The sequence below is a fragment of the Cohnella pontilimi genome, assembly GCF_005049045.1.
Lineage (GTDB): Bacteria > Bacillota > Bacilli > Paenibacillales > Paenibacillaceae > Cohnella > Cohnella pontilimi.
In genome coordinates this window covers 234,264-253,238 of record NZ_SUPK01000001.1, presented here as the reverse complement: position 1 = coordinate 253,238, position 18,975 = coordinate 234,264, and the positions used below count along the sequence as shown (strand labels likewise).

28 protein-coding genes are annotated in these 18,975 nt (G+C 52.1%); 5 read left to right on the top strand and 23 right to left on the bottom strand.

The window, feature by feature from the left end; genetic code table 11:
* Window positions 1-40: 40 nt before the first annotated feature.
* Together E5161_RS01340 and E5161_RS01335 are read right to left on the bottom strand one after the other, a co-directional pair.
* Window positions 41-1,231 carry an MFS transporter gene (locus tag E5161_RS01340; protein WP_136775790.1) on the bottom strand — a complete coding sequence of 397 codons (1,191 nt, stop codon included), beginning with the start codon at window positions 1,229-1,231 and terminating at the stop codon, window positions 41-43.
* Window positions 1,218-2,399: an MGDG synthase family glycosyltransferase gene (locus tag E5161_RS01335; RefSeq protein ID WP_136775789.1), complete on the bottom strand. Its 1,182-nt coding sequence runs from the start codon at window positions 2,397-2,399 to the stop codon at window positions 1,218-1,220. The genes E5161_RS01340 and E5161_RS01335 overlap by 14 nt, the downstream gene beginning before the upstream one ends.
* 191 nt (window positions 2,400-2,590) lie before the next feature.
* On the opposite strand from E5161_RS01335, the gene E5161_RS01330 reads away from it, so the two are divergent.
* Window positions 2,591-3,478 carry an alkaline phosphatase family protein gene (locus tag E5161_RS01330; protein ID WP_136775788.1) on the top strand — a complete coding sequence of 296 codons (888 nt, stop codon included), beginning with the start codon at window positions 2,591-2,593 and terminating at the stop codon, window positions 3,476-3,478.
* Between the two features lie 63 nt (window positions 3,479-3,541).
* The gene (locus tag E5161_RS01325; RefSeq protein WP_136775787.1) at window positions 3,542-4,117 is read left to right on the top strand and encodes an undecaprenyl-diphosphatase; all 576 of its coding nucleotides are present in this window, start codon (window positions 3,542-3,544) and stop codon (window positions 4,115-4,117) included.
* Between the two features lie 43 nt (window positions 4,118-4,160).
* Here E5161_RS01325 and E5161_RS01320 read toward each other — a convergent pair whose 3' ends face one another.
* The gene (locus E5161_RS01320; protein WP_136775786.1) at window positions 4,161-4,544 is read right to left on the bottom strand and encodes a YciI family protein; all 384 of its coding nucleotides are present in this window, start codon (window positions 4,542-4,544) and stop codon (window positions 4,161-4,163) included.
* 234 nt (window positions 4,545-4,778) lie between these two features.
* On the opposite strand from E5161_RS01320, the gene E5161_RS21375 reads away from it, so the two are divergent.
* Complete coding sequence (locus E5161_RS21375) at window positions 4,779-4,958, top strand: metal-dependent hydrolase (protein ID WP_136775785.1); 180 nt, start codon at window positions 4,779-4,781, stop codon at window positions 4,956-4,958.
* Window positions 4,959-4,976: 18 nt separating this feature from the next.
* The gene (locus tag E5161_RS01310) at window positions 4,977-5,624 is read left to right on the top strand and encodes an SGNH/GDSL hydrolase family protein (protein WP_136775784.1); all 648 of its coding nucleotides are present in this window, start codon (window positions 4,977-4,979) and stop codon (window positions 5,622-5,624) included.
* 40 nt (window positions 5,625-5,664) lie between these two features.
* Here the strand turns inward: E5161_RS01310 and E5161_RS01305 are convergent, their stop codons facing one another.
* From E5161_RS01305 to E5161_RS01250, 12 genes are all read right to left on the bottom strand, one after another.
* On the bottom strand, window positions 5,665-5,922 hold the full coding sequence (locus E5161_RS01305) for a hypothetical protein (RefSeq protein WP_136775783.1): 258 nt from the start codon (window positions 5,920-5,922) through the stop codon (window positions 5,665-5,667).
* Between the two features lie 15 nt (window positions 5,923-5,937).
* Window positions 5,938-6,189: a hypothetical protein gene (locus E5161_RS01300; protein WP_136775782.1), complete on the bottom strand. Its 252-nt coding sequence runs from the start codon at window positions 6,187-6,189 to the stop codon at window positions 5,938-5,940.
* A gap of 42 nt (window positions 6,190-6,231) precedes the next feature.
* On the bottom strand, window positions 6,232-6,765 hold the full coding sequence (locus E5161_RS01295; protein WP_136775781.1) for a hypothetical protein: 534 nt from the start codon (window positions 6,763-6,765) through the stop codon (window positions 6,232-6,234).
* Between the two features lie 135 nt (window positions 6,766-6,900).
* Entirely contained in the window at window positions 6,901-7,365 is a 465-nt protein-coding gene (locus E5161_RS01290) for an Hsp20/alpha crystallin family protein (RefSeq protein WP_136775780.1), read from the bottom strand.
* Between the two features lie 31 nt (window positions 7,366-7,396).
* The gene (locus E5161_RS01285) at window positions 7,397-7,678 is read right to left on the bottom strand and encodes a hypothetical protein (protein WP_136775779.1); all 282 of its coding nucleotides are present in this window, start codon (window positions 7,676-7,678) and stop codon (window positions 7,397-7,399) included.
* Window positions 7,679-7,683: 5 nt separating this feature from the next.
* On the bottom strand, window positions 7,684-8,106 hold the full coding sequence (locus tag E5161_RS01280; RefSeq protein WP_136775778.1) for a hypothetical protein: 423 nt from the start codon (window positions 8,104-8,106) through the stop codon (window positions 7,684-7,686).
* Window positions 8,063-8,278 (bottom strand): hypothetical protein, encoded by a 216-nt coding sequence (locus tag E5161_RS20640; RefSeq protein ID WP_169306542.1) that lies wholly within the window; start codon window positions 8,276-8,278, stop codon window positions 8,063-8,065. Before E5161_RS20640 ends, E5161_RS01280 begins: the two co-directional genes overlap by 44 nt.
* A gap of 24 nt (window positions 8,279-8,302) precedes the next feature.
* The gene (locus E5161_RS01270; protein WP_136775777.1) at window positions 8,303-8,734 is read right to left on the bottom strand and encodes an Hsp20/alpha crystallin family protein; all 432 of its coding nucleotides are present in this window, start codon (window positions 8,732-8,734) and stop codon (window positions 8,303-8,305) included.
* 111 nt (window positions 8,735-8,845) lie between these two features.
* Window positions 8,846-9,352, bottom strand: coding sequence for a GNAT family N-acetyltransferase (locus E5161_RS01265; protein ID WP_246042055.1), 507 nt, complete (start codon window positions 9,350-9,352; stop codon window positions 8,846-8,848).
* 189 nt (window positions 9,353-9,541) lie between these two features.
* Window positions 9,542-10,687 (bottom strand): MFS transporter, encoded by a 1,146-nt coding sequence (locus E5161_RS01260; protein WP_136775775.1) that lies wholly within the window; start codon window positions 10,685-10,687, stop codon window positions 9,542-9,544.
* Between the two features lie 150 nt (window positions 10,688-10,837).
* Entirely contained in the window at window positions 10,838-11,281 is a 444-nt protein-coding gene (locus E5161_RS01255; protein ID WP_136775774.1) for a DUF1801 domain-containing protein, read from the bottom strand.
* Between the two features lie 20 nt (window positions 11,282-11,301).
* The gene (locus tag E5161_RS01250) at window positions 11,302-11,685 is read right to left on the bottom strand and encodes a VOC family protein (protein ID WP_136775773.1); all 384 of its coding nucleotides are present in this window, start codon (window positions 11,683-11,685) and stop codon (window positions 11,302-11,304) included.
* Window positions 11,686-11,819: 134 nt separating this feature from the next.
* Here E5161_RS01250 and E5161_RS01245 point away from each other — a divergent pair, with 134 nt between their 5' ends.
* Window positions 11,820-12,263: a hypothetical protein gene (locus E5161_RS01245; RefSeq protein WP_136775772.1), complete on the top strand. Its 444-nt coding sequence runs from the start codon at window positions 11,820-11,822 to the stop codon at window positions 12,261-12,263.
* Window positions 12,264-12,315: 52 nt separating this feature from the next.
* On the opposite strand, the gene E5161_RS01240 is transcribed toward E5161_RS01245, so the two are convergent.
* The 8 genes from E5161_RS01240 to E5161_RS01205 all read right to left on the bottom strand — a co-directional run bounded on the left by E5161_RS01240 (window position 12,316) and on the right by E5161_RS01205 (window position 18,953).
* Window positions 12,316-12,741: a VOC family protein gene (locus tag E5161_RS01240; RefSeq protein WP_136775771.1), complete on the bottom strand. Its 426-nt coding sequence runs from the start codon at window positions 12,739-12,741 to the stop codon at window positions 12,316-12,318.
* A gap of 106 nt (window positions 12,742-12,847) precedes the next feature.
* Window positions 12,848-13,288, bottom strand: coding sequence for a DUF2663 family protein (locus E5161_RS01235; RefSeq protein ID WP_169306541.1), 441 nt, complete (start codon window positions 13,286-13,288; stop codon window positions 12,848-12,850).
* A 75-nt stretch (window positions 13,289-13,363) separates the two neighbouring features.
* Window positions 13,364-13,558, bottom strand: a complete 195-nt coding sequence (locus E5161_RS01230; protein ID WP_136775769.1) for a hypothetical protein — start codon at window positions 13,556-13,558, stop codon at window positions 13,364-13,366.
* A gap of 344 nt (window positions 13,559-13,902) precedes the next feature.
* The gene (locus E5161_RS01225) at window positions 13,903-15,390 is read right to left on the bottom strand and encodes an alkaline phosphatase family protein (RefSeq protein ID WP_136775768.1); all 1,488 of its coding nucleotides are present in this window, start codon (window positions 15,388-15,390) and stop codon (window positions 13,903-13,905) included.
* 107 nt (window positions 15,391-15,497) lie between these two features.
* Entirely contained in the window at window positions 15,498-16,475 is a 978-nt protein-coding gene (locus tag E5161_RS01220) for a zinc-binding dehydrogenase (RefSeq protein WP_136775767.1), read from the bottom strand.
* Window positions 16,476-16,513: 38 nt separating this feature from the next.
* A complete protein-coding gene (locus E5161_RS01215) occupies window positions 16,514-16,723 on the bottom strand; it encodes a hypothetical protein (protein ID WP_136775766.1) in 210 nt (69 codons plus the stop codon).
* A gap of 78 nt (window positions 16,724-16,801) precedes the next feature.
* Window positions 16,802-17,968, bottom strand: coding sequence for an N-acetylglucosamine-6-phosphate deacetylase (gene nagA / locus E5161_RS01210; RefSeq protein WP_169306540.1), 1,167 nt, complete (start codon window positions 17,966-17,968; stop codon window positions 16,802-16,804).
* Between the two features lie 13 nt (window positions 17,969-17,981).
* Window positions 17,982-18,953 carry an ROK family protein gene (locus tag E5161_RS01205; protein WP_136775764.1) on the bottom strand — a complete coding sequence of 324 codons (972 nt, stop codon included), beginning with the start codon at window positions 18,951-18,953 and terminating at the stop codon, window positions 17,982-17,984.
* Window positions 18,954-18,975 lie beyond the last annotated feature (22 nt).

Genomic DNA, 18,975 nt, shown 5'->3' with positions numbered 1-18,975 from the left:
TTGCGTTCAAACATAAAATATCCGAGCGTAAAAAACAAGATCATGCCATGGCCGGTGTAACTTGAAATTTGGCGGACGGCACGACCAAATAAAAGAGACTGATGAACCCCAGCAGCACGGCACTGGTCCAAAAAGGTGCCGCCGTATGCCCTCCCGCTGCCAGCCAGCTTCCGAGCAAAGGTCCGACGACAACACCCGCCCCTTCAATGGAGGTCAAGATTCCCCACCCCGCGCCCTGCGATTCCTGTGGAACATGGCGGGCCATCAACGCGTTCCAGGCCGGAAGCAGCGCAGCGTACGAACAGCCGATCACGATGGCGAGCGCCACCGCTTCGCCGAAAGATTGAGCGAAGCACAAACGCGCCAACGCCGCCGCAATTGCGCCAAATCCGGCGACCAGGAACCACTTTCCTCCGAACGAATCGAACAATTTCCCCATCGGAACCATTGAGACAACAGCGAACGCACCACCGGTCATCATGACGGCGGAGAATTCCGAATGCGTCAGTCCGAGCCGCTCTGTCGCAAATACCGTCAAGAATGGGACGAGCATGCCTCCGGCAGTCGTCTGCAGCAGCATGCCCGGCAGCAGGAATCCCGCTCCCTTGATTCCGTGCCACAACTGGTTCAGTTGCTGCCGCATCGGCATCATTTGCAATGATATCGAAGAAATCGGAACTTCCGTCTTCCGAACGACCAGCCAGCCGGCCGCGAAAGCAGCGGTCAATACGAGCATGGCCGCCTGATCTCCTAGATCCATCACAAAATTTAACAAAACGGGACCCAGTCCCAGGCCGGCGAGCCAATAAATGTACAACACGCCCATTTGCGAAGCTCGATTTTCTTCTTGTACCTGACTCAGGCAGACGAGCCAGACCGGTGAAAATCCGATCCCCAGCAAACACGACGCCGCAATGAGAATCCAACCGGCATGGGTGAACATCATCAGCGCGAACGCCGTCATCGCGAGCAAAAATCCGGCGTGCAGTACGACCTTGGCTGAGAAGCGATCCAGCAAAGCGCCCACGAACCCTTTGATCAGCGTATCGCTCAAATAATGAACCGACACGGCCAATCCGATCAGCGAAAGATCGAAACCCAACCGCGATACCGCATATTCGGGCAAAAAAGCGATCAAAAAGGCTCCCCTCACCCATTCCATCAGAAACAGAAGCACGGCGAGGCGAGTGAATACGCCCGGCCTTGCGAAAGCTCGTTTAATAATAGCCATGGGCGTGTGCAGCCTGCCTTTCCGCCGGTACTGCATATTTCCGCTTGCGATACGAATATTGTTCCATAATCATCAGCACGTCTGCTACGATGGACTCGGCGGCGTTAGGCCGATAAACGGCCTTCATCGCTCTCTCCATCCGTCTGCGGCCGGACTCGTGTTCCAACTGCCGAAGCCGCTCCTTCAATTCGGCCAAATCGTGGGCTGTATAAAGCGCGCTCTGAGAACGCAATACATCCGCGTTTCCTTCTTCTTGGCCGGGCAGCGGCCGGTAGACGATCACCGGCAGCGAAGCGGACAACGCCTCGGTCAATGTAATTCCTCCGGCTTTGGTCAACAGACAGGAGGACACCGCCATCAACTCTTCCATCTGCTCGACAAATCCCATGACACGGATTCGATTTTCACCTTCGTATGCCGTTTGCATTTCCTGCAGGAGCTTTCGGTTTTTGCCGCAAACGAGCAGAACATGGAATCCGGTATTTTCGAGTACGCCTTGGACCATTTTTCGAACATCGGAAAGTACGCCGTAAGCGCCTGCCGATATTAATACATAGCGGTTTTCAGGATTCAACCCGTATTTAGCGGACAAAGCCTGCTTATCCATAGGTTTACCGAACGCGTTCCGGATCGGAATGCCGCTGACGGCAATCCGGTTCTCTCCGATACCTGCGTCCGTCAGCGCCTGTTTCAATTGCTCCGTCGCGACAAAATACCGGTCGGTATGCGGATGAACCCATCTGCTGTGCAGCACATAGTCGGTCAATACGGTAAACGTCGGAATGCCGATCCCCTTTTCGCCGCACATCTCGGACATCGCCAAATAGGGAAACGTATGAATCACGGCATCCGGCCGCAGCTCCTCGATCACCTGCTTCATTTTTCTTTTCCCGATCGAGTGAAACAGCCGGCTGAGCTTCGGATCCGGATTCGCCCGGTTCGTCACCCGGTAGCTCCACCCGTACAGCTTCGGAAAATAGACGGTGCTTTTCAAATAAGTGAAGCGGGACAGCGCATTCCAATAAGGATGTGCCTCAGCCAACAAATCGATCATATGAATACGCTTGACTCCACGGGAAGCCAAAGTCTGTCTGATCGCTTTAGCCGCCTGGACATGCCCGTCGCCAAATGTCGAATAGATGATGACAATGCAAGGATCATGACTCACTCAGCCCACCCCTTTCTATTTCAACTAATAGGCCTTTAGTTTTACTTTATCGTCCAAAAGTAAAACCCGAGTGAATCAACTATTAAATGATTATTAACTTCGAGATTTCGGGTCCGTGTGCCGTTGCGGGGCGGAGGAGGCTTGTCCTATAATGAAGGCGCGTTTCGACACAACCTAAGGAGTGAAACTGCATGAACAGACGCTCGATCGCCAGACTCCTCATTCTGTCTCTTGCATTTGTTTCTGCTTGCACCGCAAAACAACCCGAGTCGGCCGGTCCGACCCAAACGTATGCCGCCGTCCCGACTCAAACCGCTGCCCGCCAAGTGAAAGCGGATCATATCGTGATCGTCATCGAAGAAAACCATTCCTACCGTTCCATCTACAACAACCCGAAGGCCCCGTACATGAATCAACTGATAAAAAGCGGCGCCAACCTGGCCAATCATTACGCCACACGGCATCCGAGCCAGCCGAATTATCTGGACCTTTTTTCCGGATCCAATCAAGGAGTCTTCACGGACAAAATGCCCAAAAAGACGTTCAACACCTCCAATCTCGCATCCGAATTGATCCAAAAAGGCTACACTTTCGGCGGCTATTCGGAAAGCTTACCGAAAATTGGATTTACAGGACCCTACGATTCCAAGTTCAAATATGCAAGAAAACATAATCCTTGGGTCAACTTCTCGAACGTCCCGTCCAGCGTCAACATGCCGTTCACGAGTTTTCCGAAAGATTATAACAAACTGCCGACCGTCTCCATTGTCGTGCCGAACCTGGACCACGACATCCACGACGGTACGGTCAAACAGGCCGACGACTGGCTGCGTAACAACTTGTCCGGTTACGTTAAATGGGCGCAGACGCATAACAGCCTGTTGATCCTGACATGGGATGAAGACGACATGAGCCAAAATAACCGGATACCGACCGTTTTTGTGGGGCCGATGGTGAAGAAAGGCGATTATAAGCAAAAAACGAACCATTATTCTGTCCTGCGAACGATCGAGGATATGTACGGACTGCCGGCGATCGGCACCAGCAAGAACGAAAAACCGCTCGCGATTTGGAAGTAGTTCATAAAAAGTTAAGAACCGGCCTGTATAGTAAGGGGAAAAATTGAAAGGAACCACACCCCTATGAACTTCAGTTTGTTTCAGACCATCAACGATTGGGCCGGCCGCTTCGTCTGGATGGACGATCTCATGATTTTTTGCGCGAACGATATTGTTTGGATCATGCTCGTGGTGTTGGCGGGACTATGGATGACAGGCAAAGCCGACAATCAGAAAGCCGTTTTTTACGCTTGTTTGACGGCTGCCGTTTCGCTGCTGATCGCAGCGTTCGCCATCTCTCCGGAAGTCAATCATCCGCGGCCGTTCGTCGGCCACTCCATCCATCAGCTGATTCCGCACGCGCCGGACGCTTCATTCCCGAGTGACCATGCGACGTTCGCATTTTCCCTTGCCTTCAGCCTGCTGTTCGTGAAGCGCAAAACAGGCGCGATCATGCTGGCACTCGCTGTGTTGACCGGATTCGCGAGAGTTTATGTGGGCGTGCATTATCCCGCAGATATTGCTGGGGCCATGGCGCTGTCCTTTCTGGTCGGCTACGCGGTTTGGAAGCTGAACGGCCGTGCCGACGCGCTTCCCATGTTCTTTATCCGAATCTACCGGAAACTTACCGCGAAAGTGACGTTCCTGCCCCGTCCATAACGAACACGAAGCCCCGCCTTTCGGCGGGGCTGCTCTTTTCGTCTTATTCCTGCTGTTCGCTCTTCTCAAAGTGATGGATCGGGCGGATTTCCACTCGCCATCCAAACTGCTCTCCAACCGCTACTTGAATGGCGGGATGCAAAGAAGCGACCCGGATCGCGTCCTCCATATCCCTTGCTTCGATCACGAACACGCTGCCGATCGTTTCCTTGGCTTCGGCGAACGGCCCGTCCGTAATCTTCACCTTTCCTTTCACCCGCTGCATGCTTTTGGTTTCCTTTCCCAGTCCTGCATCCATGATCACTTGGCCGCTCTTGTAAAAATCCTCGAGATGCGGCTCGCATTCGCTCATCACCGCGTTGATCTCCTGTTCCGGACGGGCATCCATTTTCGCTCGGTCGAAGTACCCCACACATAGAAATTTCACTTCGCATTCTCCTTTCAACTTTAGGATCGGGCACGTAAATCTGGCCTCTATGAAAGCGACGAACGGTAAACTGCGTAATCGACACAGACAAGCTTTGAAGTTGAAAAAAATCGGACGAACGTTGCCCGGGCATGTGAAACGGTCCATACTCCGACGCCCCGTCGCTAATATGATGTAAAGATTCACATCGGATTGGCGGAGGTGGAACATTGGACAGCATCAGTCATTTGACGATTGGCGCCACATTGGCCGGGCTTCTCGCGAATATATTGGACAAATACTCCTTTTCAATATCTATGGCTTTCGGCAGCCGCCGGATATTTCCTTCACCTTGTACTGGATTTGTTGAACAGCTATGGCATGCAAGCCGCCTATCCCTGCCATCCGCACAGAATGGCATATCTGTCAGGATGAAGCTTAAGGTGAGCAGAAATGCGTAACTATACGGCATTAGGCGATTCCATTACATTCGGCCAAAATGCCAGTTCTCGCTCCAAGGCGTACCCTTCGAGAGTCACGTCGATGTTGACGGCCCATGGAATTCAGACCCGTCTCACCGTGATCGCCGAACCCAGTTGGACAAGTGCCGACCTCGAGGCGGTAATCGCCGCGAACCCATCAGCCGTTGCGTGTTCCGACTGGGTAACAATCTGGATCGGCGGAAACGACCTGATTCCATACGGCTTGTCCATGATTGGAGGGCAAGAGGTGCCGATACAAAAGATCATGAACCGTTTTCAAAGTAGACTAGATCGAATCATCCGAACGGTCCGTGCCGTGGGCGCGAAACATATCCTATTGAGCACCCAATATAATCCGTTCCCGAACAGCAATATTGCGGTCAATGCCATTGGCGTCTTGAATAGGCTGATCGCTTCGTCCGCGGGAAAGTACCGCTGTCAGATTGCCCGCACCGACCAATGGTTCGCCGGTAACGAGCCCCTTCTTATATCCGGTTACCGTGACGGGCGGATCGAGGATGTCGCGCGCGGTTACGCGCCGGTACATCCGAATGATGAAGGCCATGAAGTCATCGCCAAGGGACTATTTTCCATGATATATCCGCTGATTCGCCGTTAAATGAACAGGCTGCCGTTGTCGGCAGCCTTTTTGATGTCGGTCAAGAGAAGAAAAACGGTTTGTTCGCGTTTTGATACGCGGGTGTGACAAGGCCGTGAAAATTGAAAGTTGTCGGTTCCCCGCATTTATGGCAATAGGCTGCCGTGGGCGGATTGACGCACCCGCAGCCCTTTTTCAGTATCCCGGGTTCGTCAATGCAACGGTTGACCAGCGGAGCGCCGCAATCCGTACAATACGCATCCTTCTCCCCGGGCAGCTTGGCGCAGCGGACACACGGTTGAATTTCTTTATCGGCCACCTAGCTCCTCCCCTTCTATAGTGCTTGACCTTGGACCGAGGAAGTCGGCTGATTTTCAGTAATCGGATTATCGACAACGTCCTGATCGAACAAGGTCGAAACGATGTTCGCTTGAAAGTTCACGCCAAACAGCTGGCCGTTCGCGAAGTTGTTTTTGCCATCCTGGCTCCATCCGTTCTGCGAAATTTCCCCGACAGCGATCGCGCTTCCGCGGTTGACGGAATTGACATTGATCGCTCCTGCCGCCAATGAGATAAAAACTGCCAAGCTTTCACCCCCCGAATGATGCGGAATCGGTTATATAGCCGTCTATTCGGGGTTTTCTTGCGTAATCCGAATATTTTTAACGACCGGAGAAGTATCAAGGATCGTCCCTGCCGTTTGAACCGGCGCGTCGACCCCATCATTATCGAATGTGATATTGGCCATACGGTTGACATGATTGATCCCCTGATGTTTTCCTCCACCGTAATTGTTTTTGCGGGTTGACCTCCAACCCAGCTGTATATTTTCGCCCAGACCGATCGCTGAACCGTTGTTTAAAGACTCGGCACGAAGGGATTGAAACGCGACGGAGGCTTGCTGAACGCTGTTCGGTTGCTCGGTCAACGCGATATGCCGGATATCTTGCACGGGAGCATCCACGATATCGGAATCCTGAACGATACTTAAAGAACGGGTCAAACAGCTGTTCTTCAAGACGCCGAAACCATAGTTGCTTTTTCCGCAACTGCTCCAGCCCCATGCCTGATTGGTGCCGATAAAGATACCCGAAGTATCTTCAATGACGTTTACCACCAATTTGTTCAAGATCACGTTCGCTTTTTGCTGCGGCAAAATCACTTCATTACCTCCCCTCCGCGAGTGGAGAGACTTCTGCCCATATTGTATTCCGGAAAGCCCAAAGGTTGCTTGATCGCCTAATAAAAAGACGCCGTTATTACCGGCGCCTGTGCTGATCCGTTAAGTTCGAACCCACTAACTCCTGTCTCGAATAAAAATTTCCTTTAACGGTTCGATGTCTTTGGATTTCGGCATTCGAATTTCCAATATTCCGTCATCAAAACGGGCTGTTGCACTAGAAGCCTTCACGTCGGCCGGCAATAATACCTCTTCGGTCCCGTGCGGGCCTTCAATATTTAATTTGCGCTTATTCAGGAACAGCCGGATGTCGGCGGGTACAACCCGCTCAGGGAAACGGCACCGCACGAAAACGGCGCGGTGGGTCTCAAAAATTTCGAAGTTGATCCTGCCGCTGGAATGCAAGGATGCACTGCCTAAGTCATTGAACAAGGTCTTTGGCATAAAACGGTTGATCGTATCCTGCACAAACCCTTCTACATCTCTAGGGTTCAATCCGTCACCGCCGAAAGGCATTTGATCCAACAACGATTTTTGGAATTGCCGCCAATTGAGCGCCCATTGCTTCCAATCGCCGTTCATATGTTCACTGCCCTTCCTCCATTCGATTACTTCACTTTATGTCGGCGTGACCGGATAGGATACCGCGCAGCCAATCGGGAACTTCCGAATCCGAGAGGTTCAGCATGTCTACAAAGTCCGAGTCGCTCAGCAGCGAGCGAATACCGGCTACCAAATTCCGGTCTCCGCTTACCGAACCGAAACCTTGCGTCAATTTTTGGTGATTTTCAAATGCCGTGGGCCAGTTATTCCCCATATTGATACAAGACGCGTTCTCCACCGATCCGATCCGAATGGAGCCGATCACGAATTGCGGAGATAAGAACGAGGACATGTTCGTCACCTCCGATTGTTCAAGCGGAAGCCGGATGGCGTTCGGGTAATGCCGGGTTCGCTTGCCGGTTCCTTGCTGACCTTCTTCTCAACCGTTGCTGTAGATTGCGGACTGATTTTCGTTCCGAAATTGTTGCCGAGATTCAGGGAACCGCTGAGATGCTCGATATCCAATCCGTCCAGCCGGAATTCAAGATTCTCCAGAACCGGCTGGTGAATATGCACGTGCTCGATCGTGACCTGCGGAAACTTGCTTTTTATCGTTTCCAGCGATTCTTCCAAGCGGCGGAACCTGGTCTCCAGACTTTGATATTGGGCTCGGACATCTTCCGCAAGCGTGATGTCGCGGTTCGGTTTCTTTCTACGGAAAGGGTTCATCACAGCATTACGGATTGTCTTTCGAGCCGGTATCCATACGGTCCCGGTCATCCAGCACACTCACGATATCCATAATATGAGAGTCTTCGCCGCCGATCGATCCGAAAGCCTGATTGCTTTTGGAAATATGCTTAAACTTGTAAATCCGGTTGCTGCCCGCGAACACACCAGAGGAAGAGGAAATGGTATCGATCCGGAACTCACTGAAAGATATCCGGCACATGTCTATACCTCCCTTACTTGCTCATCAACTGAATTCAACAGGGACATCTGTTTGTGCAGCCTGTATATCCATCTGCATTTCTACCAACAGCAGCCCTCTATGATACCGGGCATGGATCCCTTCTTTGGTGACAGGCTTAGGCAGCATCAAGTGCCGTCGAAATGTTCCGAAAAACCGTTCCTTAAGGGTGATCCGATTTTCGGTGACGGGATAAAGACAAGGGATTTCACCCGTAATGCATAATGTTTGTCCTTCCAAATCGAGGCGGATTTGATCTGGACTGTCCAGACCGGGGATCTCGGCGATGACGACTACGGTTGTCGAGGTATGGTATACGTCTATACGCGGGCCTCTGTTGGGGATCAGTTCGCCGATTTCGTGCCAGAAGTCTTCTCCGAGCACATCCACGGATTGGCTGAACAAATCTTTGGGCTTGTTTTCTTTTTCCTCACTCATTTCGCTTCCTCCCTGCCTCTTTCATATTTATGCCATATGTAAGCTAAACATGAAAAAGCCCGCCTCCCAAGGGAGAAGCGGGTCAAATCAGATTCGCCGGATACGGGTGTTTTAACGACGCTTTACCGGCTTATAGACTGCCTTGATAAAGTCGCCGAATACATCGTGACTGAAAGTAAAACCGCGGCTCAAATAAAAATTCAACGCCGCATCGTTGCCGTTGGAAATATAGATAAATACGAGATCGACATCCGGAAAGCTCTCCAGCCATTCCATGGCCTTTTCAAACAGCTTGGTGCCAAGACCCATATCGCGATAACCGTCACGTAAGTATAAGTTGCTCAAGCATCCGATCTTTTGGGGAAGCTCAATCCACTCGGGATAAAAGCCCTGGGGATTTTCCACATTTTCAATGGGAGCCCACTGCGGGTAAGAACCAGCATTTTTTTCCACTATATCTACCGTCGAAAACACATAGCCCACCGGTATACCGTTGTCTTTTACGACAATAACCTGACTTTCCAACGCACTTTCGTAGCTTTTTTTCATTCTCGTGTCGAAGTTCATGCTGTCGAATGCCTCTGGCGCCAGAACCGCTTTCGATTTCTGAAACGCCATGAGCTCGTTGCACAGCTCTCTGCAAGGCTCAATGTTTCCGTCACGGACGAATTCGATGGTTATGTTTTTCATATCTGCTCCTCATTGCCCTTCGACCAAGTCTAAAATACCTTTCGTATCCTTCACTATAGCAAACTCTTCATGCAGACTCACTAGCGCAAGTTGATGGATTTCTTCTGCTTGCGGCTCCTAAGTGTACTGTTTACTGCGTTTGTTAAACATCAACCAGAACAGCAAGAAACCGATAAAGGAAAACAGCGCCATCGTTCGATACAGGGCGGGGCCGCCATATTCATCCATGAGCCAACCGCCGAGCGTAGACCCGATGATGCCGGAGACGCCGAAAAACATGACCGAAAACACGGTCTGCCCCGTCGATTTCCATTGCTCGGGTACGATCGTATACAGATATTGAATGCCCGACACATAAAATAGGACGAACGTGACGCCCTGAAACATTTGCAGCGCAACAAGCATATACGGATCCGTCACCCAAGCGCTGAGCAGAAACCGAAGCGTGTACAGAGCGGCAGCGGCCGTCATGAAAGACACCTCACGGCCCGCCTTAATCATTCGTGCGCTTAAGGCGAAAAACAGCGTCTCCGTGAGGGTCATGACGAACCAAGCGAGCCCGGTGAGCCGCATGCCGCCGCCCAGACGGTCCATATAAAGGCCGATGAACTGATCGTTCATTTTTTGGGAGATGGCGACAATCAGAACGAAGAGAAAGAACGTCAACGAATGAGATTGCGTAAAGAAGCCTCTCAGTTGATGGAAGGCCGGACGTTTGGCGGAAGCTTGGACGTCTGCCATTCCGAACGCCAGGATCAACGTAACGGTTCCATAACTCATGAAGATCCAGGATAGACTGCTGATCCCCCAATGGCCTGCAATATAACCTGTCGCCAGAGAGGCAAAGGCGAATCCGAGAGCGCCGAACATACGAACGGAACCGTAGCTGATGCCCTGATGCCGGGCGGTTTGAAAATTAAGACTTTCGACCAAAGGATCCGTGCCCAGGAAAAACAAATTCATCAGAGCGACCATCATCGTATACATCCATAATTGCTCACTTTGAAAAACAAGGAATCCTGCGATGATGGAGGCCGAAATCAGCAGTAACAAAACTTTGCGGATCGTGCGAAACCGGTCGCTGACCATCCCCCAAATAGGCTGGGAGAAGATGCTGATGAAGCTGCCCATCCCGAGAATGAAGCCCAAATGGGTGTCGCTGAAACCGGCTTTCGTGCCGTAGACCGGCATGAAAGACAAGAAAAGCGAGAACAAAGAAAAGTAAACAAAGTTGAATCCTCTCAGGCGCCAAGGGATCGACATGCTGTGCTCCTTTAGTAGTGGCGTGACACTTTTCAATCGCCTAATATCTTTATGATTTATGATATAAAAAAACGAGTTTCAGAGCACGCAAAAACAAAGGGCTTCCCCGCAAAAAATGCGGACCCCGCATGAGGGTCCGCATTCCGCCATTTAGTTCCTGCCTGCTGCGTCATCCTGTTTCCCATAAGTTTCTTCTAAAAAACTTACAGACTGTCGAATTAAAGCTCTCAACACATCAAGATCGATATCCGCGGCTTTATTGATATATACACAAGCTTTTCCAGCGGTATGTTTTCCTAATTTCTTCAACAATTCCGCCCGTTCGTGATCGCCTGTTGCAAAATATAAACTGATTTTCCCTTTTCGAGGTGAGAAACCAACTAACGGCGCGTCGCCTTCATGCCCGGATTCATATTTGTAATGATACGAGCCGAATCCAATGATGCTGGGTCCCCACATTTTCGCGGTATAGCCTGTCGTTTCAGTATAAATATCTAATAGTCGATAAGCGTCCTCACGTTTTTGGGGACTTTCCACATTGGCAATAAACTCGATCACACTGCTGTCCGTTACTTTTGTCTTAAGTTCGTACATGAAGCATTTATCCTTTCCAACTATTCTTCCAGCAGACGGCCGATCTCCCAGTGGTATCCGAACGGATCTGCCAAGCGCCCTACTCGCCAGCCGTGCGACTCTTCGACCGGGTAAATCTCCGACGCGCCGGCTGTTAGAGCTTGCCCGAACACCGCATCAGGATCCGGCACCGTCAAGATCATCCGGATCGTTCCGTTACCCGGAGATTCTGGATTGAAGGAAGAATCCCCGCTCACCCAAAACTCCGCCCCGTGAATCGATAGCCTGGACACGCCGGATCCTTCCGGGTCCTCCAGGCGATACACTTCTTCCGCACCGAAAGCGAATATGTAAAATCGAACAGCTTGCTCGGCGTTCCGAACCGTCAGCCACGGAGCAATCGAATACGCTTGATTTCCATCCATCACAGCCCACCCCCGTATTTAGTTCCTATTATCATTTTCCACCTTCCCGGCTGAATTCCTGCATGAACGTACAGGCGGATCGGAGACAGTGGAATACACTGTTAAAGCGATTGATAGGGAGTGAGGTGATAGAAATGCGAAGAAAAAACGAGACTGTGCGAATCGAGGATGTGAAAGAATGGATCGATCAACCCGTTGCCGTAATTCTTCACGACGGCAGTTACTATATCGGGCGATTGAGACAGGTGAATGATAAAACGGTCACGCTTGCCGGCTACAAAAAGCTGGGGAAGTTACCCAAGTCTGCTCGTGCACGTTTGGATAAAACGAAAATTTCCGCTTTTTTTCCCGGGAATGTGCCTTTTAGTCCCTGGGGAGCCGGAGGATGGCCGCAGCCGTTCGGCTTTTCTCCTGCAGGAATGTTCCCGCCGGCAGGCGGAGGTGCAGGCAAAGGCGGCGGAGGGCTGTTGGGAGGAATCGGCGGTTTTTTCGGAACAATGAGAAAAATATGGCCGGGCATTCAGTTCGGCATGGGACTCGTGAAAACCATTATGCCGATCATGGGCAAACTGCTGTAAAAACTGGAGGCGCCTCACAGCGCCTCCAGTAACCATGTTTAAGCCCGCGGGCTTATTTCCGATTCTCCGTCGATACGTGGAAGGTAACCCCAAACTTGTCCTTCACCATGCCATATGAGGGGCTCCAGAATGTTTCCTGAAGCGGCATCAACACTTCTCCGCCTTGCTGCAATTTTTCGAAAATCTGTTTCGCCAAGCTCGCGTCGTCAACCATAACGGCGATCGTCACTTGGTTGCCGATCTGATGAGGGTTTCCGGGAAACGTATCGGAAATCATCATCATGGAATCGCCGAACTGCAGTGCGGCGTGCAAAATAAGATCCTTCGCTTCATCGGGAATCGGGTGGTTCGCATCCGCCGGCATATCGCCGAAGGATTGAACCATCAGCACTTTCGCATTCAACGCTTCCTCGTACCACGCGACAGCTTCCTTCCCATTTCCGTTCGTGATCAGGTACGGACTCAGACTCATTGACATAACCTATCATCTCCTTTGTTCTACCGGAATCTATCTTGCTCTCACACCTCACTATCGTAACAAAATTACCCATTTGATTCCAGCAGGCGGGATGAACCGGCCCAGCTTAACTTTTATAACGAATGTTAATGCCTTTTTCAGACAGCCGCTCCGAAATTTTGTCTCTTTTATTCGTTTTCAGATTAAGTTTCCAATCCGCATTTAATAAATCGATCGTCTCCTCGCGCAAATCCTCATACTTCTTCTTTCTTTTTTTGTACTGCGCCGCCAGGTTTCTAGCCGACAGGAACAGACCGGCCAGCATCGCGATGTACACCGCCGACATCGACATCGATAAGACAGATAAGGCATTTTGGATTGTCGCAGACTTTAAGCGAAACAACCAGCTTAATACAAAGACTCCGACTACGATCCCGCAGATGACGACAGCCGCATATTGGGCTTTCACCTGGTCGTATTTCTTCTTTCGCTTGACGAGTTCGTTCAAAATCATTTTAGTATCGTTCGAGATGTCCAAATCATCGAAATCGCCGGGAATCGCGCTCATCCCCATCACCCCGTTATAGAGTCCGGTTGCACGATTATGTATATGAATGAACAAAGCCGTGCATGTACACGGCTTTCAGCTGCTAAGCCTGCTTCTTTTAAGATGCGACACGATGTCAATGACCGTATCCAGCGGGTCCTCTTCCGTATTGCGCGCAAGTTCTGTGTTTTGCAATGCCTGGCCGATCTGTGTACAAACCCATTGCCAGATCGTTTCCGTTTTGTCCCTCATCACGATGTCCGTCAGCACCGCTTCAAACGCCGTCTTCACGAAGCGATCTCTTCCATCGGTTCTCGTTCCGACGTCATGCGAACGTGAAACCAATCGTTGTATTTGATTTCATATATTGTTTTCTCCATGATGTTCGCTTCCTCCGTCCACGGATAATATCCAGCGCAATGAAGCGCACCAAATTACGGAAGCTTCGCTCAATACCCCGTCCACCTCCGCTAAAGAAAGCAACGAGAACGACATCCAAATGAAATCCGAGCGGGCGGCTTTCCAGCACAATGACAGCATCGCATCGGAGAAGCTTCGCGGCGGCAAAGCGGATCGGATCTATCCCGACCCGTAACACGGCAGTAAAAACAGTTCGGGCCCAGGCCCGAGCTTTTTTATTTCGTTCGACCGTTCTGTAATAGTTGCAGCAAATAACTTTTGAGATCCACAATCCGGCGTCGATGAGGCATTGCGTCGGTACCGCAAATAATTAATGGGATTAAAGATTCTATCCGATGAAACGTTCCGTGCCCGCCGCCGCCCCGGTGAGCCGGCGAACTGTGACCGGCTAGTTCATATCCCGGTTTGGCGGTCACGACTATGAAATTACCTTTATGCGAATGCAGGGAAGCCCACAGTCTTCGCAATCCGTCCGGATATTCCCCGTATTGCAAACGGCCGTTTAGGTCTTGCGAGAGATCCAGTATTTTATGGTTCCCTTCTATCTCCCATGACTGATCGTACAGATCCGTCATCTTGCCATTGGACCGATAACGCAGTTCGCCGGATTCACCGACTTTCCATACTCGTACCCATTCCTTCTCTTTCCAAGCCACCAAGTCAATGCGGGACTCGGCTCTCAGAAGCTCCGCCATCTCTCTTAGCTGACGGTCGGCACCCTCCTGCAGGGAGTACACATAGGCCATCGTCTCGTTCACGGCTAAGACGACTTCCGTCTCGCGGTCAACAGCAGCTCCGGGTTTTAAGATGTGGTATGGTTTCAACAGTTCCGGAAGCTGCACGACCGGATCTTCATGTGACGGTACAATGGAGGACACACCGCTGTCACCTGTCACCATGATTACCGCCTGCTTAAGCGCTTGTTCCTTGGAACCGAATGCTTCCAACAAGGCATTAAGATGGCCGTCCAGCTTGATGACCGCCTTCAAATCAGGAGGACCTTTCCGGTGAATATGTTGATCCATGTCCGATAAATACACATACAGAAAATCCGGCAGCTGCCCGTTCTTGACCAAATGAGCCACCGTTTCGACCGCGTATTGATCATTAAACCCTAGTTTCCTGAAGAGTCCGTCGGGGAGATGTTTTTCTTCAGGAAACGGACTGTCTAATGCGCCGAAAGCCAGCACATCCGGTCCCTTTACGGTTATTTCTTTCGGCAATGAAGTGAGCGGTGAAAAATAGGCGGGCAAAGATAGCGTATGGCTTGCGATTCCGCGGTATATGATTCCGTTCACGGAACCGGATTTGAGTCCGCGTTCGGCCAATTCTTCGTAAATGGTGGCGGTGCTGGGATTCAAATGCTTGCCGTTCAAATTCCGGATGGCATCGATGAGCACTTGATCGATTCCTTGCCTGAGGATTTCCATTGGGCCTGTTCCATAATTGACGATTCTCTGTTCTTCCGCACAATACCAGATCAAGCCCGGAACGCCGTGCTCGTCCGGATACGTTCCTGTAAGCAGAGAACTGTCGATGGTGACCGACATTGTCGGGAACGCACTGACCAAATCCTTATAATACTGACCATGCTCAACCAAAAATTGCAAAGCCGGCAGCTCCTTGCGCTTGATCCCTTCGTCAACCGCTTGATACATCAAGGAGTCGGCGACAATGAACAGGACTTTTTTATGCTTGTCCATGGCGATCACCTTTAATCGTTTTGCTTAGAATACCCGATTTTAGAAATTAACCATTAACATGAGCAAAGGGCAGCCCGACCGCTGGTCGGACTGCCCTTTGAGCGTTCTTAATCGATTCGGATGACGGATTTAATAAAGCCGTTCGGCTTCGATTTGATCGCGTCGTAAGCCGCATCCACTTCTCCTAGGCTGTAGACGTTCGTTACCAGGTCCTTCATATTGAAAAGTCCGGCGGAGATCAGCTTCAAACCCGCTTCCATCTGTTTCACATGTACCTGATACCGGCGCTCGTGGGCGTTGATCACTGAGATCGCTTTCCAGTTCCAAAGCTCCATGTTGACGTTCCGCATGCCGCCCTGATGATAACCCACCACCGACAACGTCCCGTGTACGGCCGTCATATCGCCCGCAAGCTGCAGACCTCCTTGCGAACCGGTCGCTTCGACCACTACGTCGATTCCTTTGATGCCTTGATCCATATGCGCCCACTCGGTGACTTTATACTCCGGCTTCACGTTTTCCGGTGTGTAACACTCAACAGCACCGAAGCGGCGGGCTTGCTGAAGGCTCTCCTCCCGCATATCGACCGCGATAATGCGGCCCGCGCCTTTCAGCCGCATCAGCTGAAGGAATCCAAGTCCCATGAAGCCCGCGCCGATTACCGCCACATCGTTTCCAAGCGACACCGGCGTGCGGTCCGCGCCGCTCATCAGACAGGACAACGGCTCGCCCATGGCCTCCAAATCATCAAGACCGTCGGGAACCTTGACGATTTTGCGGTAATCCGCCTTCGCGAATTGCGCGAACGCATTTTGAATGAGACCCGTCACACGATCGCCTTCTTGAAATCCTGTGACGCGCGAACCGACTTTTTCAATGATCCCGACCGGCTCGTGACCGAATATCGGACGCTGCCCGCCGGCTTCCAGCCAACCCGCTCCTTCGATCCAAGGATGAAGCTCTGACGCGCATACCCCGCATACTTTTACGCGGATCAGCACTTCTTCCTCGCTGATCGACGGTATGTCCACCTCCACCATTTCGTTCTTTTGGGGTCCGACAAGTGCACTCGCTTTCATTTTCATCCGATTTCTCTCCTCTGCTTGGATCGATGGCTTTTCTCCTACTGTGAATCATGATGATCGATAATAAAAATTCTCGCGTTGTACCGTTCCGGAATTGAAACGCTCAGCTGCGCCGCAGCCTCATGCCACCGCCATTCACAGACGCCGTTCGAAGGGTAACCGAGCCGCACGGATACTTTTCGGCCGGCGGCGTGAGGCATGGGCAGCAGGCACTCTTTCGTGCTGCCGACAAGCCTCCATACCGCCAAGCAGCTCCTGTCCGGAAGGCGCAGTCCCAATGCTGTCCAGCCATCGGTAAATCCTCTTATTTTCCTAGCGGAAATGCTTTATGCGGTTCGTTGATAAACGGCCTTGCCTTTTACGTAGGTGGCGTGGAGCTGCAGTTCTCCGTCGAGAATCAGAAAGTCTGCGTCTTTGCCGACGTTGAGCGACCCTTTCCTGTTGGCCGCGCCGCACTCCGCTGCCGGCACGAGAGTGAAGGCAGCAAGAACCGTCTCAAGCGGAAGCCCAGTGAAATCGATCACATTCCGCAGCGCCTGGATCATCGTGAGGGTACTGCCTGCCAGCGTATCGCTGCCGGTTAAGGTGATCATCCCTCCCGCCATCGTACTGCCGCCATATACGCCGTCAGGCAAGCCAGCGTAGACCACTGAATCCGTAATGACGCACACTTTTTTCGGAGTCTTGACGTCGAATAACATTTTGACCACGGCAGGATGAACATGTACTCCGTCGGCGATCAGTTCCGTAGTAAGCTCCGGAATCATCAGCCCGGCTCCCGCGACACCCGGATCGCGGTGATGAAGCGGGCGCATCCCGTTAAAATGGTGCGTCGTGTGACGGCACCCCAAGGCGACCGCATTTTTCACTTCTTCGAATGTGGCGTCGGAATGACCAATCGATACCTGGACGCCTTGTTCGAGCAGCCAAGCGGCCAATTCGAACCCGCCCGGAATTTCCGGCGCAAGCGTGACAAGCCGCATGGCGCCTCCGGCCGCTTCAAGATAGATCCTCATCTCGTCGATGCTTGCGGGACGAAGATCCGACGTTTGAAACGCCCCTCTCCGCTTGTCGTTCAGAAACGGGCCCTCCAAATGTACGCCCGCGATTTCCGCTCCCCCGACTCCGAGGGACATGGCTTTCCGAATGTTATGAAGTGCCGCAACGATCTCCTCTTGGGTACCGGAAGCCGTTGTGGCCAGGAAAGTTGTGGTGCCGTGGGCGGCAAAGTACCGACTCATTCCGTCCAGTTGCTCATAAGCCGGCTTCATCACCTCAAATCCGTTCCCGCCATGCACATGCACATCGATCAGGCCCGGAATCACTTTCCGCCCCTGCAGATCGACGAACCGCTCGCCTTCCTTCGGACGAACCGGCCCGAACTCCGGTCCAATGTCTTGAATCAAACCATCTGCGCTGACTCGCATATATCCGTTTTCGATCACGCCCTGCTCTGTATAGAAGCTGCCGTTCATCCAGACTGTAGATGACATGGCCGATCCTCCTTTAGGTTCCAGCGGCAGCCAGCCGCTCTGCCGCATGATGGGCGGCACCGAGAATGCCGGCACTGTCGCCGAGCGTACTGCCGACAATTTGCATATAGGCCCGATAGTGTGGAAATTGACCGTATAAGTACGTGCGAAGCGGAGCCAACAAGAAAGCCTCGGACCGCGAAAGTCCGCCGCCGATCACAATCAGCTCCGGATTCAAGAGCGCGATGACGGTTGCCAGCTTTTCACCTAATGTTTCAGCTACAAACCGAAACAATCCAATCGCATCCTCGTCCCCCGCCTCGCAGGCTTGATGCACTTGATAAGGCGTTACGGGACGAGGAGCTTCCGCCAAAGCGGAGAGTCGGTCCTGGCGAAGCATCTCGTCCGCCAGACGGGAAATGCCGATCGCCGAAGCGATCGTTTCCAGGCAGCCCACTTTTCCGCAGGCACATACGGCGGTATTGCCCCGCACCGCGTCATGACCGATTTCGCCTGCACAATAATCGGCTCCTTGCACGACCCGCCCATCGGTTACGGACGCGGCTGCGATTCCGGTCCCCATAGCGACGCATAGGATGTCTTTTTTCCCTTGTCCGGCACCGGCGTATAGTTCGCCGCGCGCTATGGTGCGCAGGTCGTGATCGGCATACACGGGAATCCCGAGACGAGCGGTCATCTCCCCGGCCAGCTTTACGTTCAACCAGCCGAGATTCGTGGCGTCGTGAACGATTCCCGCCCGATTGTCCACTTTGCCGGGTACGCCGATCCCGACGCCGGCGACATCTTGCAGTCGAAACCCGCCGTCCAGTACAGCCCGGCGAATTTCAGCCGCTAGAAGGTCCAAATAGCGGGATGGCCGATCCGTCCTGCCCGGCGTCTCGGAGATCGTCGGAACTGAGGTCTCGTCTCCCGTAAGCCGACCGTTGCGCACGAGACCTAGCTTCGTATTCGTTCCCCCAATATCGACGCCCACGAAAAGTTGCATCGTTTCACCACCTTTAAGCCGT

Bases quoted from the DNA above. Each gene is read 5' to 3' on its own strand.
- E5161_RS01340 (WP_136775790.1), bottom strand. From the start codon at position 1,231: ATGGCTATTATTAAACGAGCTTTCGCAAGGCCGGGCGTATTCACTCGC.
- E5161_RS01330 (WP_136775788.1), top strand. From the start codon at position 2,591: ATGAACAGACGCTCGATCGCCAGACTCCTCATTCTGTCTCTTGCATTT.
- E5161_RS01325 (WP_136775787.1), top strand. From the start codon at position 3,542: ATGAACTTCAGTTTGTTTCAGACCATCAACGATTGGGCCGGCCGCTTC.
- E5161_RS01310 (WP_136775784.1), top strand. From the start codon at position 4,977: ATGCGTAACTATACGGCATTAGGCGATTCCATTACATTCGGCCAAAAT.
- E5161_RS01290 (WP_136775780.1), bottom strand. From the start codon at position 7,365: ATGAACGGCGATTGGAAGCAATGGGCGCTCAATTGGCGGCAATTCCAA.
- E5161_RS01285 (WP_136775779.1), bottom strand. From the start codon at position 7,678: ATGTCCTCGTTCTTATCTCCGCAATTCGTGATCGGCTCCATTCGGATC.
- E5161_RS01280 (WP_136775778.1), bottom strand. From the start codon at position 8,106: ATGACCGGGACCGTATGGATACCGGCTCGAAAGACAATCCGTAATGCT.
- E5161_RS20640 (WP_169306542.1), bottom strand. From the start codon at position 8,278: ATGTGCCGGATATCTTTCAGTGAGTTCCGGATCGATACCATTTCCTCT.
- E5161_RS01270 (WP_136775777.1), bottom strand. From the start codon at position 8,734: ATGAGTGAGGAAAAAGAAAACAAGCCCAAAGATTTGTTCAGCCAATCC.
- E5161_RS01265 (WP_246042055.1), bottom strand. From the start codon at position 9,352: ATGGCGTTTCAGAAATCGAAAGCGGTTCTGGCGCCAGAGGCATTCGAC.
- E5161_RS01260 (WP_136775775.1), bottom strand. From the start codon at position 10,687: ATGTCGATCCCTTGGCGCCTGAGAGGATTCAACTTTGTTTACTTTTCT.
- E5161_RS01255 (WP_136775774.1), bottom strand. From the start codon at position 11,281: ATGTACGAACTTAAGACAAAAGTAACGGACAGCAGTGTGATCGAGTTT.
- E5161_RS01250 (WP_136775773.1), bottom strand. From the start codon at position 11,685: ATGGATGGAAATCAAGCGTATTCGATTGCTCCGTGGCTGACGGTTCGG.
- E5161_RS01245 (WP_136775772.1), top strand. From the start codon at position 11,820: ATGCGAAGAAAAAACGAGACTGTGCGAATCGAGGATGTGAAAGAATGG.
- E5161_RS01240 (WP_136775771.1), bottom strand. From the start codon at position 12,741: ATGTCAATGAGTCTGAGTCCGTACCTGATCACGAACGGAAATGGGAAG.
- E5161_RS01235 (WP_169306541.1), bottom strand. From the start codon at position 13,288: ATGAGCGCGATTCCCGGCGATTTCGATGATTTGGACATCTCGAACGAT.
- E5161_RS01225 (WP_136775768.1), bottom strand. From the start codon at position 15,390: ATGGACAAGCATAAAAAAGTCCTGTTCATTGTCGCCGACTCCTTGATG.
- E5161_RS01220 (WP_136775767.1), bottom strand. From the start codon at position 16,475: ATGAAAATGAAAGCGAGTGCACTTGTCGGACCCCAAAAGAACGAAATG.
- nagA (WP_169306540.1), bottom strand. From the start codon at position 17,968: ATGTCATCTACAGTCTGGATGAACGGCAGCTTCTATACAGAGCAGGGC.
- E5161_RS01205 (WP_136775764.1), bottom strand. From the start codon at position 18,953: ATGCAACTTTTCGTGGGCGTCGATATTGGGGGAACGAATACGAAGCTA.